The sequence below is a fragment of the Alphaproteobacteria bacterium genome, from assembly GCA_040220875.1.
Classification (GTDB): Bacteria; Pseudomonadota; Alphaproteobacteria; order JAVJVX01; family JAVJVX01; genus JAVJVX01.
Map to the genome: position 1 here is coordinate 297,853 of JAVJVX010000005.1, position 18,142 is coordinate 315,994.

Sequence of the window (18,142 nt, forward strand, 5' to 3'; positions counted from 1 at the left end):
CTTGGGGACGTCCTGCCGCGTGCGCTAGGATTTGGCCATGCAAATCCTGTATTTCGCCTGGGTGGCAGATCGCGTCGGATGTCGCGAGGAAGAGATCGCGCCGCCCGCCACGGTCACCACCGTGGGCAGCCTCCTCGACTTTCTGGCCGGGTTGAGCCCGGCTCATGCCCACGCCCTCGGCGACAGGGCGGTCATACGCGTCGCCGTCAATCACGACTTCGCGGCCGCCGATCATCCGGTGACGGCTGGGGACGAGATCGCGGTGTTCCCCCCCGTCACGGGCGGGTGAGCGGTGCGATGATCCGGGTCCAGACAGAAGACTTCGACATCGGCGAGGAAATCGACCGATTGAGCGCCGGTCGGCCCGAGGTCGGGGCCGTCGTCAGTTTCACCGGGCTGGTCCGCGCGCGCGAGAGTGTCGGGGACGAGCCGGTCACCGCCATCACCCTCGATCATTACCCGGCCATGAGCCGGGCGAAACTGGAAGAGATCGAGGCCGAGGCGCGCCGGCGATGGGCGCTCGCCGATTGTCTCGTCATTCACCGCTATGGCCGGCTCCTGCCGGGCGAACGGATCGTTCTGGTCGTGACACTGGCCCCTCATCGTGCCGACGCATTCGCGGCGGCCAGCTTTCTGATGGACTGGCTCAAGACCCGGGCGCCGTTCTGGAAGCTTGAAGAGACCGCGACGGGCAAGCGCTGGGTCGGGGCAGCGGCCACCGACGACGCGGCCGCCCGGCGCTGGGGAACGGCCGCGGAGGATTAGAGCCGGCGCCTGCAAGTGGCCGGCGCTATTCGGCCGCGCTGACTGCCTCGGCCGGGGCGGCGCGCACGAGCGCATCGTAATCCGCCGCCAGCGTGCGGGTGATCTCGCCGACGGTGAATTCCCGGTCGTCGATCGCGGCGATGGGCGTGACTTCGACGGCCGAGCCGGTGATGAATATCTCGCTGGTCCGGTCAAGCTCTTCCGGCATGAGCACGCGCTCCACCACCTCGTAGCCCCGCTTGCGTGCCAGGCCGATGACGGTGCGCCGCGTGATACCGTCCAGAAAGCAATCCGGGACGGGGGTATGGATCACGCCCTCCTGCACCAGGAAGATGTTGGCCCCCGTCGTCTCGGCGATCCGCCCACGCCAGTCCAGCATCAGCGCGTCCGCAAATCCCTTCGCCTCGGCCGCGTGCTTGGACAAAGTGCAAATCATGTACAGGCCCGCCGCCTTGGTCTTGGCCGGGGCCGTGCGCGGATCGGGCCGACAGTAATCGGCCCAGGTGATGCGAATCCCTTTGAGCCGGGCTTCCGGCGTGAAATAATTCGGCCAGGGCCAGGCCGCAATGGCCAGATGAATGCGGGCCTGCTGCGCCGAAACCGCCATCATTTCACTGCCCCGCCAGGCCGCCGGCCGCACATAGCCGTCCACGATTCCCTGTTCCTTCACGACCTGGCAGCAGGCGGCGTCGATCTCCTCGATGGAAAAGGGCAGTTCGAAGCCGAGAGTACGTGCACCGTTCGCGAGCCGCTCCGTATGCTCGCGCAATTTGAAGATGCGCCCGTTATAGACGCGCTCGCCCTCGAACACACAGCTCGCGTAATGGAGACCGTGGCTCAGGAAATGGAGCTTGGCGTCCCGCCAGGGGACCAGCGCGCCGTCGAACCAGATGACGCCGTCGCGATCGTCAAAGGGGATGATCGACATGGTGGATCATTTCCTCGCGCCAAATTGCGCCCGAAATCAACAACATATTCAAAGGCCCCGAACCGGTGGCCGATGGCCGATGCGTTACCCCGGTATAAAAGCGCGAGAATCCGGTTGCGTCTCTGGCGCTTCGGGTGAATTATGGCAGCATGGCTGACTTAAAATCCGGAGTCAATCCTCTCTTCCTCCGTGAGGAGGACCTGCGCCAGGGCATGGAACTGCTGTTCTATGCCTACCGGGATTTCACGGCCGAACCCGATGATATGCTGGCCGAATTCGGCTTTGGCCGGGCGCATCACCGGGTCATCTATTTCGTCGGGCGCAACCCGTCGATCAGCGTCTCGGAACTCCTAGGAATCCTCAAGATCACCAAGCAGAGTCTGTCGCGCGTTCTGGGTCAGTTGGTCGAAGGCGGCTTCATTTCCGCCCGCCAGGGCGAGAACGACCGGCGCCAGCGTCTTCTCGACCTGACGCAAAAGGGGACCGAACTCGAACGCCGCCTGTCGGAGAACCAGCGCGCCCGGATCGCGCGCGCCTACCGAGCTGCCGGCGCGGAGGCGGTTGAAGGATTTCGAAAAGTGCTTCTGGGCATCATCAACGATGCCGATCGGAGCCGGCTGGATGACGACGACTGAGTGCTGGCGGCGCGAAGATGGATAAGCGGCCGCATATTCTGGTGGTCGATGACGACACGCGCCTGCGCGACCTTCTGACGACATTTTTGAAAGAAAACGGTTTTCGCGTGACGGCGGCCGGGGATGCCGGGGATGCGCGTGAGAAGCTCGAGTCGCTGGATTTCGACCTCCTTGTCCTCGACGTGATGATGCCGGGCGAAACCGGGCTCGAACTCACCCGGTCGCTGCGCCAGTCCAGCAATGTGCCGATCCTCATGCTCACGGCGCTCGGGGAGACTGACGACCGAATCCACGGCATCGAAACCGGGGCCGACGACTATTTGCCCAAACCCTTCGAGCCGCGCGAACTGGTGGTGCGACTCAATGCGATCCTGCGCCGGTCCATGCGGCCACTGCCGGGCGGCGACAGGGTCCGTTTCGGGCCTTACGAGTTCGATCTGTCGCGGGGCGAACTTCGCGACAGCGCGGCCAGTATCTACCTGACGACGGCCGAGCTCGCGATGATGACGGCGCTGGTGCGCCGGGCCAACGCCGCGCTTTCGCGCGAGGAACTTGCCGCGGCGGCGGGCATGGCGGGAAACCCGCGCAGCGTCGACGTCCAGATCACGCGCCTCAGGCGCAAGATTGAGGATGATCCGAAAACACCCGTATATTTACAGACCGTGCGCGGCAGGGGCTATGTTCTGAGGGCGGACACGACATAGGAACAGGCGGGAACCGCCAGACGGGCAGAAACGGATGCTCAAGAGATTTCTACCCCGGACACTGCTGGGGCGCTTCATTCTGATCATCGTCACGCCGCTCGTCCTGCTGCAGGCGGTCACGGCTGTCGTGTTCTACGAACGGCACTGGCGCACGATCCAGCGTTACCAGACCGGTGCCCTGGCGGGCGAGGTGGCGATGCTGACCCATCTCCTGGAGCGCGATGCGACGGCCGAGACACAAAACTGGATTGGCGCCCGGGCGCTCAAGGATTTCAACCTGGTGGCCGTGTTCAACCCGGGCGATACCCTCGACGTCACGCGCGACAGGGGCGACGGCAGTATCGAGAGCGACCTTCGCCAGGCGCTGCTCAACCGGCTCAACCGGCCTTTCCGCCTCGATATCGACTGGCAGGAGGAACGCGTGCGGATCAACGTCGCCACCAGCGGCGGCGTGCTCGCAGTGGAGGCGCCACTCAAGCGCGTCTTCAGCTCCACGACCTATATTTTCATTCTCTGGATGGTGGGGGCGGCGGTCGTCCTGCTCGTCGTAGCCCTGGCGTTCCTGCGCAACCAGATCCGCCCGGTGAAGCGGCTGGCCACCGCCATGGACGAGTTCGGCAAGGGCCGCGACGTGTCCCCGTTAAAGCCCCAGGGCGCAACCGAGGTGCGCCAGGCGGGGACCGCCTTCGGGCGCATGCAGGCCCGGATCGGCCGTCAAATCACCCAGCGGACGGAGATGCTGGCCGGCGTGTCCCACGATCTGAAAACCGTGCTGACCCGGATGCGGCTCCAGGTCGCCATGCTGGGTGACAAGCCCGGCAGCAAGGACCTTTCCAAGGATATTCGCGACATGGAGGTCATGCTCGAAGGTTATCTCGCCTTCGCGCGCGGCGCCGGCGGCGAGGCGACACGCGATGTGCGCCTCGGTCCGCTCCTGGCCGAGGCGGTGGAGGATGCCGGACGCGACGGCCGCAAGATCAATCTCGAGATTGTTCGCGATATCACATTGCCGGTGCGGCCGAACGCGCTCAAACGCTGTGTTCTCAACCTGATCCACAACGCCCGCGACCATGCCGAAAATATCTGGGTCCGCCTCGACCGCAGCCGCGATTCGGTCGAGATTACCGTCGATGACGACGGCCCCGGCATTCCGGCCCACCAGCGCGAGGAGGTCTTCCGCCCCTTCGCCCGCGCCGATCGCTCGCGCAATCTCGACCGCGGCGGCGTCGGCCTGGGCCTTACGATCGCGCGTGATGTGGCGCGCAATCACGGCGGCGATCTCACTCTGGCCGAAGCGCCGCGAGGCGGGCTTCGGGCCGTGATCCGCCTGCCGGTCTAGCGGCGCAGGAAATCGGGCCAAAAAAAAGGACCGCCCGATCGGGGCGGCCCTTCTGTCGTCGGGGGGAGACCGGGATTTGGCCCCGGCCGTTAGGCCGCCTGGTTTTCCTTGGCGGCCAGGTCGGAGAGTTCGTCGATGTTTTCGTTGATACGGCTCGTCACGACCTTGAACGAGTCGGCATTCGCCTTGCTGACGATGTTGGAAATCTCGTTGAAATTATCGATCGATTTCTCGAAGTTTTCCTTGGCGATGGCCTTCTGCTTGCTGATCTGGCCTTCGACGGATTGCTCCTGGCTGAGGTCCTGGAAGGCCGAGGTCAGGGAGTTGAAGCTGTTGCGCATGAATTCGGTCTGAACCTTGGCGGCGTCCTGAAATGCCTTCACGGCGAGGCCGTTGGCTTTCTGCATCGTGTCGAGGTTCTTCTTCATCACGGCCAGAGCGGCTTCGTAGTCAACGCCCGGCGTCTTGTAGGCGCTGAACATCCGCGTGAACTCGTTGTCGAATATGTTCTTGGACTGATCCATCTGCTGTCTCCATTCTGGATTTGCTGTTTCGGCGCGTGCTCGGGTCCGCGTCCTGCTGCCTGTCCCGGCGCTGCCCGATCGGGGTTATGCTGCAATGCACAATCTCTTCACGGCACTAATTTAGGAATAATCTCAGCCTCGTCAAGGATTATTTTGCATTGCAGCAAAATAATCATAATAACGAAATATTTCTTTATATATCAGATATTTAGAAATTTCGCGCTTGCACTGAGGCCGGCCCTAATCGGCAAGATCGCGCGACCGCCCGGCTGCGGCCGCCACCGCGCGCGCGAGAAGCGGGCCAAGCCCGTCGGAAGCCGCCAGCACGCCGAGAGCCGCTTCCGTCGTCCCGCCGGGGCTGGTCACGTTCCGACGCAGGACGGCCGGCGCCGCGTCCGTTTCCGCCAGAAGCGCGGCCGCGCCCGTCACCGTCTCGCGGGCGAGGCTCTGGGCGATCTCGGCCGGCAGGCCTTCGGCGATCCCTGCTTCGGCGAGGCATTCGGTCAGCAGGAAAACATAGGCGGGCCCGCTTCCCGAGATCGCCGTGACCGCGTCCATCTGGCCCTCGTCCTCCAGCCAGAGACATCGCCCGGCAGGCCGGAGCAGGTCCTCGGCCAGGGATTTCTGCGCCGCCGTCACCCCGGGCGCGGCAACCAGCGCCGTGATCCCGCGGCCGATCGCGGCCGGGGTATTGGGCATGGCGCGAATGACGGAGGCGTCTGCGCCGAGATGCCGGGTCAGGAAGTCGAGAGTCTTGCCGGCCGCGATCGAGAGGCAGAGCGTCCCCGTCCGGCCGGCGAGAACGGCATAATCGGGCAGGACCCGGGCCAGGGCATCAGGCTTGACGGCAAAGACGATTGCGCCGAAGCGTGCCTCGGGCGGCAGCGCGTCGGGCCCGGCATGACAGGTGACGCCGCTGGCCCGGATTGCAGCCGAAGGCCGGGGTTCGATGACGTGCAGGTGCCCCGCCGGCCGGCCGGTGCGGATCCAGCCTTCGAGCAGGGCGCCACCCATTCGGCCGGCACCTACCAGAAGCACGTCGTTTGCGATGTCCGCCCCCGCTTTCGCTTGCCGCCCGGCCAACCGCCTGGTGGCGTGATCAGGCCGAACCTTCCGGTTCCAGCATGGCCGAGACCATGGCTTCCGCCGGACGCCGACCGCCCCAGATGACGAGCTGGAGCGCCGGATAATAGCGCTCGCATTCGGTTACAGCGATATCCATGAGGTCTTCCAACTGCTCGACACTGGCGCCACGCATGCCGCGCAGCATCAGCGTGTGGCGAAACACGGGAATAGCCTCCTCCGAGCAAAGATTGAGGTGGCCCAGCCACAGCCGCTCGTTGGCCAGGCTGGTCAGTTCGAGTATATCGCCGCGCCGCTCAACCGGGACCTTCATGTCCATGGCGCAAGTGAACTGCATGGCGTGCAGGTCGCCCGCCCAGCAGAAGACCAGCCGGTAGTCGCACCACCGGCCGCCGATTTCGCCGACGAGCTCGTCTTCGCCCGTCCGGTCGAAGGGCCAGCTATTGGCGCATAAGATGTCTTCCAGCAAATCCAGCGGGTTGACGGCGGAACCGCCCGCAAAATCGACGTCGAGCGTCATGCGTGCTCCTCTCGGGAAAGGGCGACTTCGGGTGGGATCGCGGAGGCCGGTATCAGCAAGGCCGGTATTGAACCCGAGGGCACGCCCGCCATTCCGGCCGGATGACGGGCGGCCAAATCGCTGACCGGCCTGCCTTCGCAATTGCCCATGTCAGCTTCCCCCTCGCGTATGTGGTAGTAGGAACGCGTCTTCAACCACAAGATTTAGCGTGCCAGAAGCGGACTCTCCTTTCAAGAGGAGAGTGGCCGAGGGTCGGCAATTTCATGTGGACAGTTTTGCGGACGGTCGGTCGCGGCGTGGTTGCGCGCTTAGTCTTGTGCCCGACCCGGGCCGGGTGGCACACCATCGCCCGTCGTCTCATGCGCCCCGGGTTCGTACCCTTCGAGCGCCGCCAGACGTTCGGCCAGACGCTCCTGTTCTTCACGCGCCCGGATCGCCATTTCGCGCACCGCCTCGAACTCGTCGCGGGTCACGAGGTCCATGCGCGTGAGAAGCGCCTCGATCCGTTCGCGCACCAGTGTATCGATTTCGCGACGCAGGCCCGCCAGCGCGCCCACCGCGTTGCCCCCCAGCCGGGCCAGATCGTCGATCAACCGATTGTCATTGCGCATGTCATGCCTCGTCGCAGCGGCCGATAAGATGGCCTGCACTATGTCTTCTCGCCCGCCGCCCGGCAAGAGCCGGGGCGCGTGCCGGGCGCGGAAACGATTGTGAAGGCGCAGCGCCACCTTGCTTCGCCGCGGCTCCGCCGCCTACTTGCTTCACCGCGGCTCCGCCGCCTATAAGGGACGCTGATCGGAGCGGCAGGGGGCCGCCGGTGTTTGCCTTGCAGGAGCGGAAGCTGACATGATCCTGGTGACCGGCGGCGCCGGCTTTATCGGATCAACCCTCGTCGCGGCGCTGAACGCGGCCGGGCGCGGCGACATCGCGGTTTCCGACCGGCTGCGCCACGGGCCGAAATGGCGAAATCTCGCCAAGCGAGAAATCAGAGATTTCATCTTTCCCGAGGACCTGCCGGCTTACCTGGCCGAGCGGGGCGCGGCGATCGAGGCGGTGCTGCATATGGGCGCCGTGTCGTCCACTACGGAGACCGACGCGGATCTCATCGTCAGAAGCAATTTTCAGCTTTCGGCCGCACTCTGGGATTTCTGCGCAGCACGGCAAATTCCGTTGATCTACGCCTCCTCGGCCGCGACCTATGGTGACGGCGGCGCCGGTTTCGACGATGACGGCTCGCCCGACGCGCTGGCCCGGCTGGCCCCGCTCAATGCCTACGGCTGGTCGAAACACGCCTTCGACCGCCGCATTGCCCGGCTTCTGGCCACGGGCGGACCGGCACCGCCGCAATGGGCGGGCCTCAAGTTCTTCAATGTTTACGGACCCAACGAATATCACAAGGGCGCGATGCAAAGCGTTGTCGCCCAGATATTTCCCAAAGCCCGGGCGGGCGAACCCTGCCGGCTGTTCCGTTCGCATCATCCCGATTATGCCGATGGCGGGCAGATGCGCGATTTCGTTCTGGTCGATGATTGTGTGAACGTGGTGCTCTGGCTGCTCGACAACCCGGGCGTCAGCGGCCTCTTCAACATGGGCACGGGCACACCCCGCAGTTTCGCCGACCTCGCAACGGCGGTATACCGGGCGCTCGGCCGCGACCCCGAGATCGAATTCATCGATACTCCCGCCAATATTCGCGATAAATATCAATACTATACCGCGGCAGAAATGGACCGGTTGCGGCAAGCCGGATGCGATGTCCCTTTCACCACGCTGGAAGAAGGCGTTACGTTCTACGTATCGGAGTTTCTGAACACGGACGATCCGTATCGCTGAGCACCGGCCGGCCGAAGCAACAGGCTCCGGTTACGGAACACAGCGCAAGATCGTCAAGGAGAGGACCCGGTCGCCATGACCCTGGCATTGCCCTTTCCCATGATTGATCCGGTCGCCCTCGAAGTGGGGCCGATTGTCATTCGCTGGTATGCCCTCGCTTACGTGATGGGCATTCTTCTCGGCTGGCGCTATGCGGTCCGGCTGACCGGCGAGACCCAGGGCCGACCCAGCCCTCGCCAGATAGATGATTTCGTTCTCTGGGTGACGCTGGGCATTATCCTGGGCGGCCGCCTCGGCTACGTGCTGTTCTACCAGGCCGACTACTACCTTACCCGGCCGCTCGAAATTCTGATGGTCTGGCAGGGCGGGATGTCCTTCCATGGCGGGCTTATCGGCGTTGTGATCACCATCATCTGGTTCGCGCTGCGAAATGCCATCAACATGTTCGTCCTTGCCGACATCGTGGCCAGCGTCGTGCCGATCGGCCTTTTCTTCGGCCGCCTCGCCAATTTCATCAATGGAGAGCTTTATGGCCGGGTCAGCGACGTGCCATGGGCCATGGTGTTCCCCGGCGCCGGCGATCTGCCGCGCCATCCAAGCCAGCTCTATGAAGCCGCGCTCGAGGGCCTCCTTCTGTTCACATTGATCTGGATGGTTCGCCGCTTCACCCGCGCCAAGCATCGCCCCGGCGTGCTGACGGGCGTCTTTCTCCTGGGCTATGGCCTCGCCCGGTTCGCGGCCGAAATCTTCCGCGCGCCCGATGCCCATCTCGGCTTTCTCGCCTGGGGCGCGACAATGGGCCAGTTGCTGAGCCTGCCTCTCGTTCTGGTGGGGCTGATCTTCATCTTCTGGCGCCTGTCCTCGGCCCGCCCGGCATGATCCGACACACGGCCAGCGTCAACCCGGCGCCGCCGCCGACGCCGCTCGCCCGCCTGCTGGCCGCGCGGATCCGTGAGACTGGCCCGATGAGCCTGGCCGATTTCATGGCGGAAGCCCTCTTCCACCCGGCGCATGGCTATTACACCAATGCGGAAATCTTCGGGCGCGCGGGGGATTTCACCACCGCACCCGAGATCAGCCAGATGTTCGGCGAACTCACGGGACTCTGGCTGGCCGCGCAATGGCTCGCGCAGGGCGCGCGCGACGCCCCGCAACTCATCGAGCTGGGCCCGGGCCGCGGCACGCTGATGGATGACATGTTGCGCGCGACACGCATCGTGCCCGAGTTCCAGGATAAGGCGACCGTCCATCTCGTCGAGGCCAGCCCCCGACTCCGCGACCGCCAACGTGAGACGCTCGCCGGTCACACGGGCCGCCTGGCGCTCCACTGGCACGACTCCCTGAGCGCGATCGACGAGGCGGCCGGGCCGCTATTTCTGATCGCCAACGAGTTCTTCGATGCCCTGCCGATCCACCAGTTCGAACTGACGCCGTCCGGCTGGCGCGAACGCATGGTCGGGCTGACGGACTCGGGGGACGGTTTCCGCTTCGGCCTCGCGCCGGGAGAAAGCCGGTTTGCGCCGCTGCTGCCGCCTGCGGAGGCTGCGAGAGCGGGCGGCGGGCCGACGCCGGTGATCGCGGAATTCTGCCCTGCGGCGGTGACAATTGGGGGCGATATTGCGCGGCGAATCCGAAACGCCGGCGGTGCGGCGCTCATCATCGATTACGGATACGCGGCGCCGGCATTTGGCGACACGCTGCAGGCGGTCCGCCGGCATGCCTTTGCCGACCCCCTCGCGACGCCGGGAGAGGCCGATATCACCGCCCATGTCGATTTTAGCCGTCTGGCCAGCGCAGCGGCGGCGGAAGGGGCGCGCGCGCTCGGCCCGGTGGGACAGGGCGCGTTTCTGGACCGGTTGGGATTGAGGGAACGGGCGGAGATTCTGGCAAAATCGGGCGATGCGGACGTGCTGGCCCAGGCCGACCGGCTTGCCGCACCCGGGGAAATGGGCACGCTGTTCCGGGCGCTGGCGATTTTACCCCCGGAAACCGCCGGCCCCGTCGCGGGATTCGAAACACCATGACGGCCGCCGGCGCCGTCCTCCCCGCCCTCCAGGCCGAAGCCGGCGATCCACCGCCGCATGCGTTTTTCACGCGCCAGGGTGGCGTCAGCACCGGTTGTTTCGAGAGCCTCAATTGCGGCTTCGGCGCCGGCGACAGCACGACGGCGGTGGCCGAAAACCGCCGCCGGGCGGCGCGGACCCTGGGACTCGACGCCGAACGTCTGCTCACCTGCCGCCAGGTGCACGGCTCCCGGGTCGTCCGCGTCACCACCCCCTGGGACATAGCTGCGGCTCCCGAGGCCGACGGGCTTGCAACCCGCACCCCCGGCTTGGCGCTGGGCGTGCTGACGGCCGATTGTGCGCCGGTCCTCTTCTGGGACCGGGCCGCCGGCGTCATCGGCGCGGCCCATGCCGGCTGGCAGGGAGCCCTTTCGGGCGTGCTTGAAGCGACGGTGGATGCCATGGTCGGGCTGGGTGCGGCGACGGCACGTATACGGGCTGTCATCGGCCCCTGCATCGGGCCGGACTCGTACGAAGTGGGGGCGGAGTTTTGTGAGCGGTTTCTCGTAGACGATCCTGCCAACACCCGGTTCTTCGGCCCCGCCCCCCGCCCGGGCCATCACCTGTTCGATCTGCCGGGCTACGGCCAGGCGCGCCTGGAAGCCGCCGGCCTTCCCGGCGTTGCCTGGACGGGCGGTGACACCCTCGCCGAAGCCTCGCGCTTTTTCAGCTATCGTCGGGAATGCCTCACGGGCGGCCGGGATTACGGCCGCGGCCTATCGGTGATCCGCCTGCCCGGGGACTGAGCTCATGCCGCATATGATTTTCTTTGTCCTGTTTCTCGTCCTGGCCCTCATGGCGGGCTGCCTTCTCGCCTGAACGTCAGGCGAACCACCAGCTTTCGGGCCGGGGATGGGGTTCATTCCGGTTGATGTAGCGAAGCCCCGTGACGCAACGGACGATCCACCAGACATACAGGGCCAGACCGAGGAGGAAGCCGATCGCGATCCAAATGGTGGCGACGGCAATGACGGCGGCGAGAAGGCCGATCCAGAAGGTCCGGATCTGAAACCGGAAATGGGTCTCGACCCAGGGCGGCGCGTCGCTCCGATAGACATAGGCCACGATCACCCCTGCCAGGGTGACCAGAGGCACGACCAGACCGATCAGGAAAAGCAGGTAAACGAGATAAGCCGTCTTTTCGGTCCCGGGGTCGGGCGGTGTCTGGGGCGGCACCTGGGGCGGCACCTGGGGCGGGATCTGGGGCGGTATCTGGCTCATTGAGGGCTCTGGCGGTCCGTGCGGTCGTCCGGGGCTGGCCGGGAACACTATGCCACCGGCCCGACGCCGCGCCTAGGCGCCAGGGAGCCGCTGAAATTCCCGGTTTTCCAGGCAGGACCGGGGAAAGCCGTGAGCGTTTACACCGCCCGGCCGCCCTGTTACAGTCCGCGCGCGTTGGCCCCGGGGTAGGCGAAAAATAGCAGAAACAAGCGGTTTCCCAGACATCGCCACCGGCCACCGGACCGGTCGGCGCGACCTTCGGGCGGACCGTCGCAGGGGCCCGAGCCCAGCAGCACAGTCGAGGGCCGGAGCCCAGAGGCAGACATGAGAATACTTTCCGGCAACAGCAACCGGCCTCTTGCGGACGCCATCTGCGCCTACTGCAACCTGCCCCAGACCAGGGCCACCATCCGGCGGTTCTCGGACGACGAGGTCTTCGTCGAAATCAACGAGAACGTGCGGGGCGAGGATGTATTCCTGGTCCAGAGCACCTCATATCCGGCCAATGACAACATGATGGAACTCCTCGTCACGCTCGACGCGCTGAAGCGCGGCTCGGCCCGGCGCGTGACGGCGGTGGTTCCCTATTACGGCTACGCCCGCCAGGACCGGAAATCCGGCCCCCGGACGCCGATTTCGGCCAAGCTGGTAGCCAATCTGATCACGGTGGCCGGCGCCAACCGGGTACTCACCATCGACCTCCATGCAGGCCAGATTCAGGGGTTTTTCGACATTCCGACCGACAACCTCTTCGCCGCCCCGGTCTTCGTTAAGGACATCATCGAGACCTATGACGGGGCGGACCTGATGATGGTCTCCCCGGATGTCGGCGGGGTGGTGCGCGCCCGGGCCCTGGCAAAACGGCTTGACGCCGACCTCGCCATCATCGATAAGCGCCGGGAACGCGCCGGGGTGTCCGAAGTGATGAACATCATCGGTGATGTCGAGGGCCGCGACTGCATCCTGGTGGACGATATCGTCGATTCCGCCGGAACGCTGTGCAACGCGGCCGAGGCCCTGATGAATGCCGGGGCTGCCACGGTGTCCGCCTATGTGACCCACGGGGTCCTCTCGGGGGGCGCGGTGGCCCGGGTGACGGCCTCTCCTCTCAAGAGTCTGGTGACCACGGACAGCATTCAGGCGACCGAAGCAGTGAGGGTCGCCCACAACATGCGCCAACTGTCCGTCGCGCCGCTCCTCGGCGAGGCGATACAGAGAATCAGCTCCGAACGCTCGGTATCGAGCCTGTTCGACGGATAACGCCCCGAGCGAATACGGGGTACGGGTAAGACGGCTTAAGGAGAAAGACAATGGCCGAGTTGGGAACCATCACGGGAACCGTGCGCGAACGCACCGGCAAGGGCGCGGCCCGTCAGGCGCGACGCGAGGGTCGCGTTCCGGGAGTGGTGTACGGGGGCGATGACGAGCCGTTGAGCATCGCGGTCGATCGCAACGTCCTCGAACGCGTATTGCACCAGCCCGGTTTCTTCGCCCGCCTGTTCGAGCTCAATGTCGGTAGCGACAAGATCAGCGTGCTGGCCCGCGACATCCAGTTGCATCCCGTGAACGAGGTCCCGCTGCATGTGGATTTCCTCCGGGTCGCCAAAGACGCGAAGATCGAAGTCGAGATTCCGGTGCACTTCCTGCGTGAGGAAGCGTCGCCCGGCCTCAAGCGCGGCGGCGTCCTCAACATCGTGCGTCATGAGGTGGAACTGCTCTGCCCGGCCAATGCGATCCCCGAATTTCTCGAGGTGGACCTGACCGGACTCGAGATCGGCGACAGTGTGCATATCTCGAGCATTGCCCTGCCCGAGGGCGTGACGCCGACGATCACCGACCGCGACTTTACCGTCGCCACCATCGCTGCCCCGACAGTACAGACCGAGGGCGAAGAGGCGGAGGAAGCCGCGGAGGCAGCCGAGGTCGCCGGCGGCGAAGAGGAAAAAGGTGGCGCGGCCGAAGGGGACGAGAAGGAATAATCCCGCCCGGCCGCCTGGGGCAGATCATGCGACTTGTGGCCGGTCTTGGAAATCCTGGCGGGCAGTATGCCGGCCACCGCCACAACATCGGCTTTATGGTGGCGGACCGGCTGGCCGAGGCCTACGGCTTCAGCAACTTCCGTGGCCGGTTTGACGGCGAGGTCGCGGATGGCGTCATCGCCGGCGAGAAAATCGCGCTCCTGAAACCCCAGACCATGATGAACCTGTCCGGCCAGTCTGTGGGCGCGGCGCTGCGCTTCTTCAAACTCCAGCCTGAAAATCTCGTGGTGATCCACGACGAGCTGGACCTCGCCCCCGGCAAGGTCCGCGTCAAGTGCGGTGGCGGCGCCGGCGGACACAACGGGCTGAGGGATATCGACAGGGTGATCGGCCGCGAATATTGGCGAGTGCGCATCGGTATCGGACACCCCGGCGACAAAGGCCGGGTAACCGGTCACGTCCTGCGGAATTTTGACGAGGCGGAGGCGCTGTGGCGCGACGCGGTGATCGACGCCGTCGCCCGACATTTTCCGCTTATGGTGACGGGAGACGCAGAGCGGTTCATGACCGACGTCGCCCGGGACACCCGCCAGGCCCTGGCTGATTACGCCGCGCGTCAGGTGGACGACCGCGAGCAGGAGAATTAACGCCAATGGGTTTTCAATGCGGCATCGTGGGCCTGCCCAATGTGGGCAAGTCCACCCTGTTCAATGCACTGACGGCGACCGCCAATGCAGAGGCGGCAAATTATCCGTTCTGTACAATCGAACCCAATGTCGGGCGCGTCGCTGTCCCGGATCCGCGGCTGGCGGAGATTGCGCGGCTCGCGAAATCCGCCCGCGTCGTGCCCACGCAGCTGGATTTTGTCGACATCGCAGGACTTGTCCGCGGCGCCAGCAAGGGAGAGGGGCTTGGCAACCAGTTCCTTTCCCATATTCGCGAAGTGGACGCGATCGCCCATGTGCTGCGCTGTTTCGAGGATGACAACGTCACCCACGTGGAGGGCGCGGTGGACCCGGTCCGCGATGCGGAGATCGTCGAGACCGAACTCATGCTGGCCGATCTCGAGAGCCTCGAAAAAAGGATCCCGGCGGCACAGAAAAAATCACGGGGCCAGGACGATGCAGCAAGGACCCAGCTTGCCCTGATGGAGCGCGCGGCCGAATTGCTGCGTGAGGGACAGCCGGCGCGGCTGCTCGAAATCGACGATGCGGAAAGGCCACTTTTTCAACAGCTTCAGCTTCTCACCGCCAAGCCCGTCCTCTACGTCTGCAATGTCGAGGAGGCGGCGGCGGCGACGGGCAACGACCAGGCCCGCCGGGTCGAGGCCCGCGCGCGCGAGTTGGGGGCAGAAGCCGTCATCGTCTCGGCCGAAATCGAGGCGGAGGTGGCCCAGCTCGCGGATGACGAGGAAAAGGCCGCGTTTCTCGAAAGCCTCGGCCTTGCGGAATCGGGCCTTGCGCGGATCATTCAGGCCGGCTACGCGCTTCTCGATCTGATCACATTCTTCACCGCCGGTCCGAAGGAAGCCCGCGCGTGGACCGTCCGGCGCGCCGCGACGGCGCCCGAGGCGGCCGGTGCCATCCATAGCGACTTCCAGCGCGGCTTTATCTGTGCCGAAACGATTTCGTACGAGGATTACGTCAGGCATGGCGGTGAAGCAGGGGCGAAAGATGCCGGCCGCCTGCGCCAGGAAGGACGCGACTATATTGTTCGGGACGGCGACGTCATCCTGTTCCGCTTCAATGTCTGAAGCTAGTCCGCGCGGGATTTTTGCTGGCCATAGGTCGCGAACTTCTCGATCGCTTCAGTGATTTCCGCATCCGTCAGCAGGATCGGCTCCGCGACCGCCAGCGCCGTCAGGTATTGCCCGGCCAGGGCCTCGACCTCGACCGCCAGTTCGAAAGCCGTCTCCAGATCGGCCCCCAAAGCGATCACACCGTGATTGGCGAGAAGACAGGCCTTGCGATCAGCCAGTGCGGCAAGCGCGTTATCCGAAAGTTGCTGGCTGCCATAGATGGCGTAGTCGGCGCACCGGATCGAAGCGCCGCCCGCGGCGGCGACCATGTAATGAAAGGGCGGGATATCGCGCCTCAGGCAAGAAAGCGCGGTGGCCGCCGGGGAATGGGTATGCACCACTGCGCCGGCATCGGGCCGGGTGAGATAGATATCGTGATGAAAGCGCCATTCGCTTGAAGGAAGCCGCGATCCCTCGGCCGCCTCGCCACCGCCGACGGCGATGCTCATTTCGGAAATGTCGGACGGCACGAGATCGGAATAGCGCAGGCCGGTCGGCGTGATGAGAAATCCACCGCCGCTTCGCGCGCTGACATTGCCGGCGGCATTATGGTTGATTCCGGCCGCATTCATGGCCCGGGCGGTCTCGATGATCCGGGTGCGCAGCGCATGGGGGCCGGGACCCTGGGAGTCAGCTCTGTCCTGCACCATCGGCAACCTGTCCTTCCCGTCGTTCCGGATAGAGCGCCCGCAGCCCCGCCGGCGAGGCTTCGGCAATGCCGCGCTCGGTCACCAGCCCCGTCACCAGCCGGGCCGGCGTGACATCGAATGCGTAATTGGCCAGGGCCGCCCCTTCGGGCGTAATGCGGACGTGATGCAAGACGCCGGCCGCATCCACCCCGGCAAGATGGGAGACCTCCCGGCCATCACGCTCCTCGATGGGGATCTGACGGACGCCATCCGAAATTGCCCAGTCAATCGTCGGAAACGGTACGGCAGCGTAGAACGGTACTCCATTATCGGCTGCCGCCAGAGCCTTCAGATACGTTCCGATCTTGTTGCACACATCGCCCCCGGCCGTAACACGATCGGCGCCGGTGATCATCACATCCACCCTGCCCCGCTGCATCAGATGGCCGCCCGCATTGTCCACAATCAGGGTATGCGGCACACCGTGCTGGGCAAGCTCCCAGGCCGTCAACGCGGCACCCTGGTTGCGTGGGCGGGTTTCGTCCACCCAGACATGGATGGGCAATCCGGCGTCATGGGCGAGATAAACCGGCGCCAGCGCCGTACCCCAGTCGAGGGTGGCAAGCCAGCCGGCATTGCAATGGGTCAGCACGTTAAGTGGCCCGGCCTGACCGGACTGCGACTTCCGCCTGTAGAGATCCTCGAACAGCCGCAGCCCGTTTTCGCCGATCGCCCGGCAAAGCGCCACGTCCTCCTCGCAGATTTCCGCTGCGCGCGCGTAGGCGGCCGCCACCCGTTCCGCCGGCGCCAACGGCACGAGGTGGCGGCGCATGTCCTCGATCGCCCAGCCCAGGTTGATGGCCGTCGGCCGCGTCGCCAGCAAGGCCTGGCAAGCGCGGTCCAGCGAGTGCTGTCCCGCGTCGACACCAAGCGCCAGGCAGATGCCGTAAGCCGCTGTGGCGCCGATCAGCGGTGCCCCCCGGACGCGCATGTCCCGGATGGCCGCCACGGTCGCCTCCAAGGTGGTCAGCCGGGCAATCTCGAAGCGATGGGGGAGAAGCGTCTGGTCGATAATCTCGACCGACCGGCCGTCATCTGCGACCCAAATGGTGCGAAAGGGCTTTCCGTTGACGCGCATGGCGTGAGCCTATCGCATTTCGCGCAATTTTGGGCCCCGATTCCGGCCTAGCGCAGGACCCGACCGGCTATGGCGTCGAGCTTTTCCACCATGGCCGGGTCGCGCGCGTCGGGATGGGTGATGAGGGCGAAATCGAGCACCCGTTCGCAGCCATGGGGACACAGGGGGCGCGGGCCCCGGAGCGGCGAATCCACGCCGGCGGCTCGGGTCACGAGGCGGCGGGCGTTTTCCGCATTGGCCATGAGGACCCCGATCACCTGGTCCACACTGACCGCGTCATGCTCGGGATGCCAGCAATCGTAGTCCGTAATCATGGCGACGCTCGCGTAGCACATCTCCGCCTCGCGGGCGAGCTTGGCCTCGGGCATGTTGGTCATGCCGATCACGTCGCACTGCCAGCTTCGGTAAAGTGCCGATTCCGCGCGGCTGGAAAATTGCGCGCCCTCCATGACCAGGTAAGTCCCCCCGCGGGTCACATCGAGACCGGCGCCCCGGGCGGCCTCCTCCAGCCCGTCCCCCAACCGGCGGCAGACGGGATCGGCCATCGAGACATGACCCACGAGGCCTGGCCCGAAGAAGCTCTTGTCGCGCGCGAACGTCCGGTCGATGAACTGATCGACGATCACGAACCGGCCCGGCGGAAGGTCCTCGCGCAGGCTGCCCACAGCGCTCACCGAAATCAGGTCGGTCACGCCAAGGCGCTTCAACCCGTCGATATTGGCGCGGAAGTTGATGTCGCTCGGGGGCAGCCGGTGGCCCCGGCCGTGACGCGGCAGGAAGGCGATTTTCTGGCCGGCCAGGGTCCCGATCAGGACCTCGTCCGACATTTCGCCGAAACTTGAGGCGACCCGCTCCCAGCGCCGGTCCTCCAGCGCATCGATGTCATAGACGCCGCTGCCGCCGATTACGCCGATGACGGGCAGAACCTCGTTCATCCGCCGCTTCCAGACAGGTCCGCGCCGCGCCGGGGCGGCGCCGGTTGA

Annotated in this window: 22 protein-coding genes; 13 read left to right on the forward strand and 9 right to left on the reverse strand. The window is 65.4% G+C overall.

Annotated features, from left to right (window positions below; genetic code table 11):
* Positions 1–37 precede the first annotated feature (37 nt).
* Together moaD and RLQ26_03665 are read left to right on the forward strand one after the other, a co-directional pair.
* The gene (gene moaD / locus RLQ26_03660; GenBank protein MEQ9087817.1) at positions 38–289 is read left to right on the forward strand and encodes a molybdopterin converting factor subunit 1; all 252 of its coding nucleotides are present in this window, start codon (positions 38–40) and stop codon (positions 287–289) included.
* Between the two features lie 8 nt (positions 290–297).
* Positions 298–765: a molybdenum cofactor biosynthesis protein MoaE gene (locus RLQ26_03665; GenBank protein MEQ9087818.1), complete on the forward strand. Its 468-nt coding sequence runs from the start codon at positions 298–300 to the stop codon at positions 763–765.
* A gap of 25 nt (positions 766–790) precedes the next feature.
* On the opposite strand, the gene RLQ26_03670 is transcribed toward RLQ26_03665, so the two are convergent.
* Positions 791–1,693: a branched-chain amino acid aminotransferase gene (locus RLQ26_03670; protein MEQ9087819.1), complete on the reverse strand. Its 903-nt coding sequence runs from the start codon at positions 1,691–1,693 to the stop codon at positions 791–793.
* Positions 1,694–1,842: 149 nt separating this feature from the next.
* Here RLQ26_03670 and RLQ26_03675 point away from each other — a divergent pair, with 149 nt between their 5' ends.
* From RLQ26_03675 to RLQ26_03685, 3 genes are read left to right on the forward strand one after another with little or no spacing between them, the layout of a single operon-like run.
* A complete protein-coding gene (locus RLQ26_03675) occupies positions 1,843–2,328 on the forward strand; it encodes a MarR family transcriptional regulator (GenBank protein MEQ9087820.1) in 486 nt (161 codons plus the stop codon).
* Between the two features lie 17 nt (positions 2,329–2,345).
* Entirely contained in the window at positions 2,346–3,032 is a 687-nt protein-coding gene (locus RLQ26_03680; GenBank protein MEQ9087821.1) for a response regulator, read from the forward strand.
* Positions 3,033–3,066: 34 nt separating this feature from the next.
* Positions 3,067–4,371 carry an ATP-binding protein gene (locus RLQ26_03685; protein MEQ9087822.1) on the forward strand — a complete coding sequence of 435 codons (1,305 nt, stop codon included), beginning with the start codon at positions 3,067–3,069 and terminating at the stop codon, positions 4,369–4,371.
* 89 nt (positions 4,372–4,460) lie between these two features.
* Here RLQ26_03685 and RLQ26_03690 read toward each other — a convergent pair whose 3' ends face one another.
* The 4 genes from RLQ26_03690 to RLQ26_03705 form a co-directional block, all read right to left on the reverse strand.
* A complete protein-coding gene (locus RLQ26_03690) occupies positions 4,461–4,895 on the reverse strand; it encodes a phasin family protein (protein ID MEQ9087823.1) in 435 nt (144 codons plus the stop codon).
* A 240-nt stretch (positions 4,896–5,135) separates the two neighbouring features.
* A complete protein-coding gene (gene proC, locus RLQ26_03695; GenBank protein ID MEQ9087824.1) occupies positions 5,136–5,933 on the reverse strand; it encodes a pyrroline-5-carboxylate reductase in 798 nt (265 codons plus the stop codon).
* A 61-nt stretch (positions 5,934–5,994) separates the two neighbouring features.
* Entirely contained in the window at positions 5,995–6,498 is a 504-nt protein-coding gene (locus tag RLQ26_03700) for a YbjN domain-containing protein (protein ID MEQ9087825.1), read from the reverse strand.
* 308 nt (positions 6,499–6,806) lie between these two features.
* Positions 6,807–7,109 carry an accessory factor UbiK family protein gene (locus tag RLQ26_03705; GenBank protein MEQ9087826.1) on the reverse strand — a complete coding sequence of 101 codons (303 nt, stop codon included), beginning with the start codon at positions 7,107–7,109 and terminating at the stop codon, positions 6,807–6,809.
* Between the two features lie 235 nt (positions 7,110–7,344).
* Here RLQ26_03705 and rfaD point away from each other — a divergent pair, with 235 nt between their 5' ends.
* The 4 genes from rfaD to pgeF all read left to right on the forward strand — a co-directional run bounded on the left by rfaD (position 7,345) and on the right by pgeF (position 11,140).
* Positions 7,345–8,331, forward strand: coding sequence for an ADP-glyceromanno-heptose 6-epimerase (gene rfaD, locus RLQ26_03710; protein ID MEQ9087827.1), 987 nt, complete (start codon positions 7,345–7,347; stop codon positions 8,329–8,331).
* A 75-nt stretch (positions 8,332–8,406) separates the two neighbouring features.
* Positions 8,407–9,210: a prolipoprotein diacylglyceryl transferase gene (gene lgt, locus RLQ26_03715; protein ID MEQ9087828.1), complete on the forward strand. Its 804-nt coding sequence runs from the start codon at positions 8,407–8,409 to the stop codon at positions 9,208–9,210.
* Positions 9,207–10,355 carry an SAM-dependent methyltransferase gene (locus RLQ26_03720; GenBank protein ID MEQ9087829.1) on the forward strand — a complete coding sequence of 383 codons (1,149 nt, stop codon included), beginning with the start codon at positions 9,207–9,209 and terminating at the stop codon, positions 10,353–10,355. Before lgt ends, RLQ26_03720 begins: the two co-directional genes overlap by 4 nt.
* A complete protein-coding gene (gene pgeF, locus RLQ26_03725; GenBank protein ID MEQ9087830.1) occupies positions 10,352–11,140 on the forward strand; it encodes a peptidoglycan editing factor PgeF in 789 nt (262 codons plus the stop codon). The genes RLQ26_03720 and pgeF overlap by 4 nt, the downstream gene beginning before the upstream one ends.
* Before the next feature lie 76 nt (positions 11,141–11,216).
* Here pgeF and RLQ26_03730 read toward each other — a convergent pair whose 3' ends face one another.
* A complete protein-coding gene (locus RLQ26_03730; GenBank protein ID MEQ9087831.1) occupies positions 11,217–11,615 on the reverse strand; it encodes a DUF4870 domain-containing protein in 399 nt (132 codons plus the stop codon).
* 324 nt (positions 11,616–11,939) lie between these two features.
* Between RLQ26_03730 and RLQ26_03735 the strand changes: the two genes are divergently transcribed.
* The 4 genes from RLQ26_03735 to ychF are packed head-to-tail and all read left to right on the forward strand — an operon-like array spanning position 11,940 to position 15,347.
* Positions 11,940–12,875 carry a ribose-phosphate pyrophosphokinase gene (locus tag RLQ26_03735; protein MEQ9087832.1) on the forward strand — a complete coding sequence of 312 codons (936 nt, stop codon included), beginning with the start codon at positions 11,940–11,942 and terminating at the stop codon, positions 12,873–12,875.
* 50 nt (positions 12,876–12,925) lie between these two features.
* Complete coding sequence (locus RLQ26_03740; protein MEQ9087833.1) at positions 12,926–13,594, forward strand: 50S ribosomal protein L25/general stress protein Ctc; 669 nt, start codon at positions 12,926–12,928, stop codon at positions 13,592–13,594.
* A gap of 26 nt (positions 13,595–13,620) precedes the next feature.
* Complete coding sequence (gene pth / locus RLQ26_03745; GenBank protein ID MEQ9087834.1) at positions 13,621–14,241, forward strand: aminoacyl-tRNA hydrolase; 621 nt, start codon at positions 13,621–13,623, stop codon at positions 14,239–14,241.
* Positions 14,242–14,246: 5 nt separating this feature from the next.
* Positions 14,247–15,347, forward strand: a complete 1,101-nt coding sequence (gene ychF, locus RLQ26_03750; GenBank protein MEQ9087835.1) for a redox-regulated ATPase YchF — start codon at positions 14,247–14,249, stop codon at positions 15,345–15,347.
* A 2-nt stretch (positions 15,348–15,349) separates the two neighbouring features.
* Here the strand turns inward: ychF and RLQ26_03755 are convergent, their stop codons facing one another.
* The 3 genes from RLQ26_03755 to RLQ26_03765 are packed head-to-tail and all read right to left on the reverse strand — an operon-like array spanning position 15,350 to position 18,094.
* Positions 15,350–16,042, reverse strand: a complete 693-nt coding sequence (locus RLQ26_03755) for a class II aldolase/adducin family protein (GenBank protein ID MEQ9087836.1) — start codon at positions 16,040–16,042, stop codon at positions 15,350–15,352.
* Entirely contained in the window at positions 16,023–17,159 is a 1,137-nt protein-coding gene (mtnA, locus tag RLQ26_03760; GenBank protein MEQ9087837.1) for an S-methyl-5-thioribose-1-phosphate isomerase, read from the reverse strand. The genes RLQ26_03755 and mtnA overlap by 20 nt, the downstream gene beginning before the upstream one ends.
* Before the next feature lie 47 nt (positions 17,160–17,206).
* Positions 17,207–18,094 carry an S-methyl-5'-thioadenosine phosphorylase gene (locus RLQ26_03765; protein MEQ9087838.1) on the reverse strand — a complete coding sequence of 296 codons (888 nt, stop codon included), beginning with the start codon at positions 18,092–18,094 and terminating at the stop codon, positions 17,207–17,209.
* Positions 18,095–18,142 lie beyond the last annotated feature (48 nt).

Bases quoted from the DNA above. Each gene is read 5' to 3' on its own strand.
- moaD (MEQ9087817.1), top strand. From the start codon at position 38: ATGCAAATCCTGTATTTCGCCTGGGTGGCAGATCGCGTCGGATGTCGC.
- RLQ26_03665 (MEQ9087818.1), top strand. From the start codon at position 298: ATGATCCGGGTCCAGACAGAAGACTTCGACATCGGCGAGGAAATCGAC.
- RLQ26_03670 (MEQ9087819.1), bottom strand. From the start codon at position 1,693: ATGTCGATCATCCCCTTTGACGATCGCGACGGCGTCATCTGGTTCGAC.
- RLQ26_03675 (MEQ9087820.1), top strand. From the start codon at position 1,843: ATGGCTGACTTAAAATCCGGAGTCAATCCTCTCTTCCTCCGTGAGGAG.
- RLQ26_03680 (MEQ9087821.1), top strand. From the start codon at position 2,346: ATGGATAAGCGGCCGCATATTCTGGTGGTCGATGACGACACGCGCCTG.
- RLQ26_03685 (MEQ9087822.1), top strand. From the start codon at position 3,067: ATGCTCAAGAGATTTCTACCCCGGACACTGCTGGGGCGCTTCATTCTG.
- RLQ26_03690 (MEQ9087823.1), bottom strand. From the start codon at position 4,895: ATGGATCAGTCCAAGAACATATTCGACAACGAGTTCACGCGGATGTTC.
- RLQ26_03700 (MEQ9087825.1), bottom strand. From the start codon at position 6,498: ATGACGCTCGACGTCGATTTTGCGGGCGGTTCCGCCGTCAACCCGCTG.
- RLQ26_03705 (MEQ9087826.1), bottom strand. From the start codon at position 7,109: ATGCGCAATGACAATCGGTTGATCGACGATCTGGCCCGGCTGGGGGGC.
- rfaD (MEQ9087827.1), top strand. From the start codon at position 7,345: ATGATCCTGGTGACCGGCGGCGCCGGCTTTATCGGATCAACCCTCGTC.
- lgt (MEQ9087828.1), top strand. From the start codon at position 8,407: ATGACCCTGGCATTGCCCTTTCCCATGATTGATCCGGTCGCCCTCGAA.
- RLQ26_03720 (MEQ9087829.1), top strand. From the start codon at position 9,207: ATGATCCGACACACGGCCAGCGTCAACCCGGCGCCGCCGCCGACGCCG.
- pgeF (MEQ9087830.1), top strand. From the start codon at position 10,352: ATGACGGCCGCCGGCGCCGTCCTCCCCGCCCTCCAGGCCGAAGCCGGC.
- RLQ26_03730 (MEQ9087831.1), bottom strand. From the start codon at position 11,615: ATGAGCCAGATACCGCCCCAGATCCCGCCCCAGGTGCCGCCCCAGGTG.
- RLQ26_03735 (MEQ9087832.1), top strand. From the start codon at position 11,940: ATGAGAATACTTTCCGGCAACAGCAACCGGCCTCTTGCGGACGCCATC.
- RLQ26_03740 (MEQ9087833.1), top strand. From the start codon at position 12,926: ATGGCCGAGTTGGGAACCATCACGGGAACCGTGCGCGAACGCACCGGC.
- pth (MEQ9087834.1), top strand. From the start codon at position 13,621: ATGCGACTTGTGGCCGGTCTTGGAAATCCTGGCGGGCAGTATGCCGGC.
- ychF (MEQ9087835.1), top strand. From the start codon at position 14,247: ATGGGTTTTCAATGCGGCATCGTGGGCCTGCCCAATGTGGGCAAGTCC.
- RLQ26_03755 (MEQ9087836.1), bottom strand. From the start codon at position 16,042: ATGGTGCAGGACAGAGCTGACTCCCAGGGTCCCGGCCCCCATGCGCTG.
- mtnA (MEQ9087837.1), bottom strand. From the start codon at position 17,159: ATGCGCGTCAACGGAAAGCCCTTTCGCACCATTTGGGTCGCAGATGAC.
- RLQ26_03765 (MEQ9087838.1), bottom strand. From the start codon at position 18,094: ATGAACGAGGTTCTGCCCGTCATCGGCGTAATCGGCGGCAGCGGCGTC.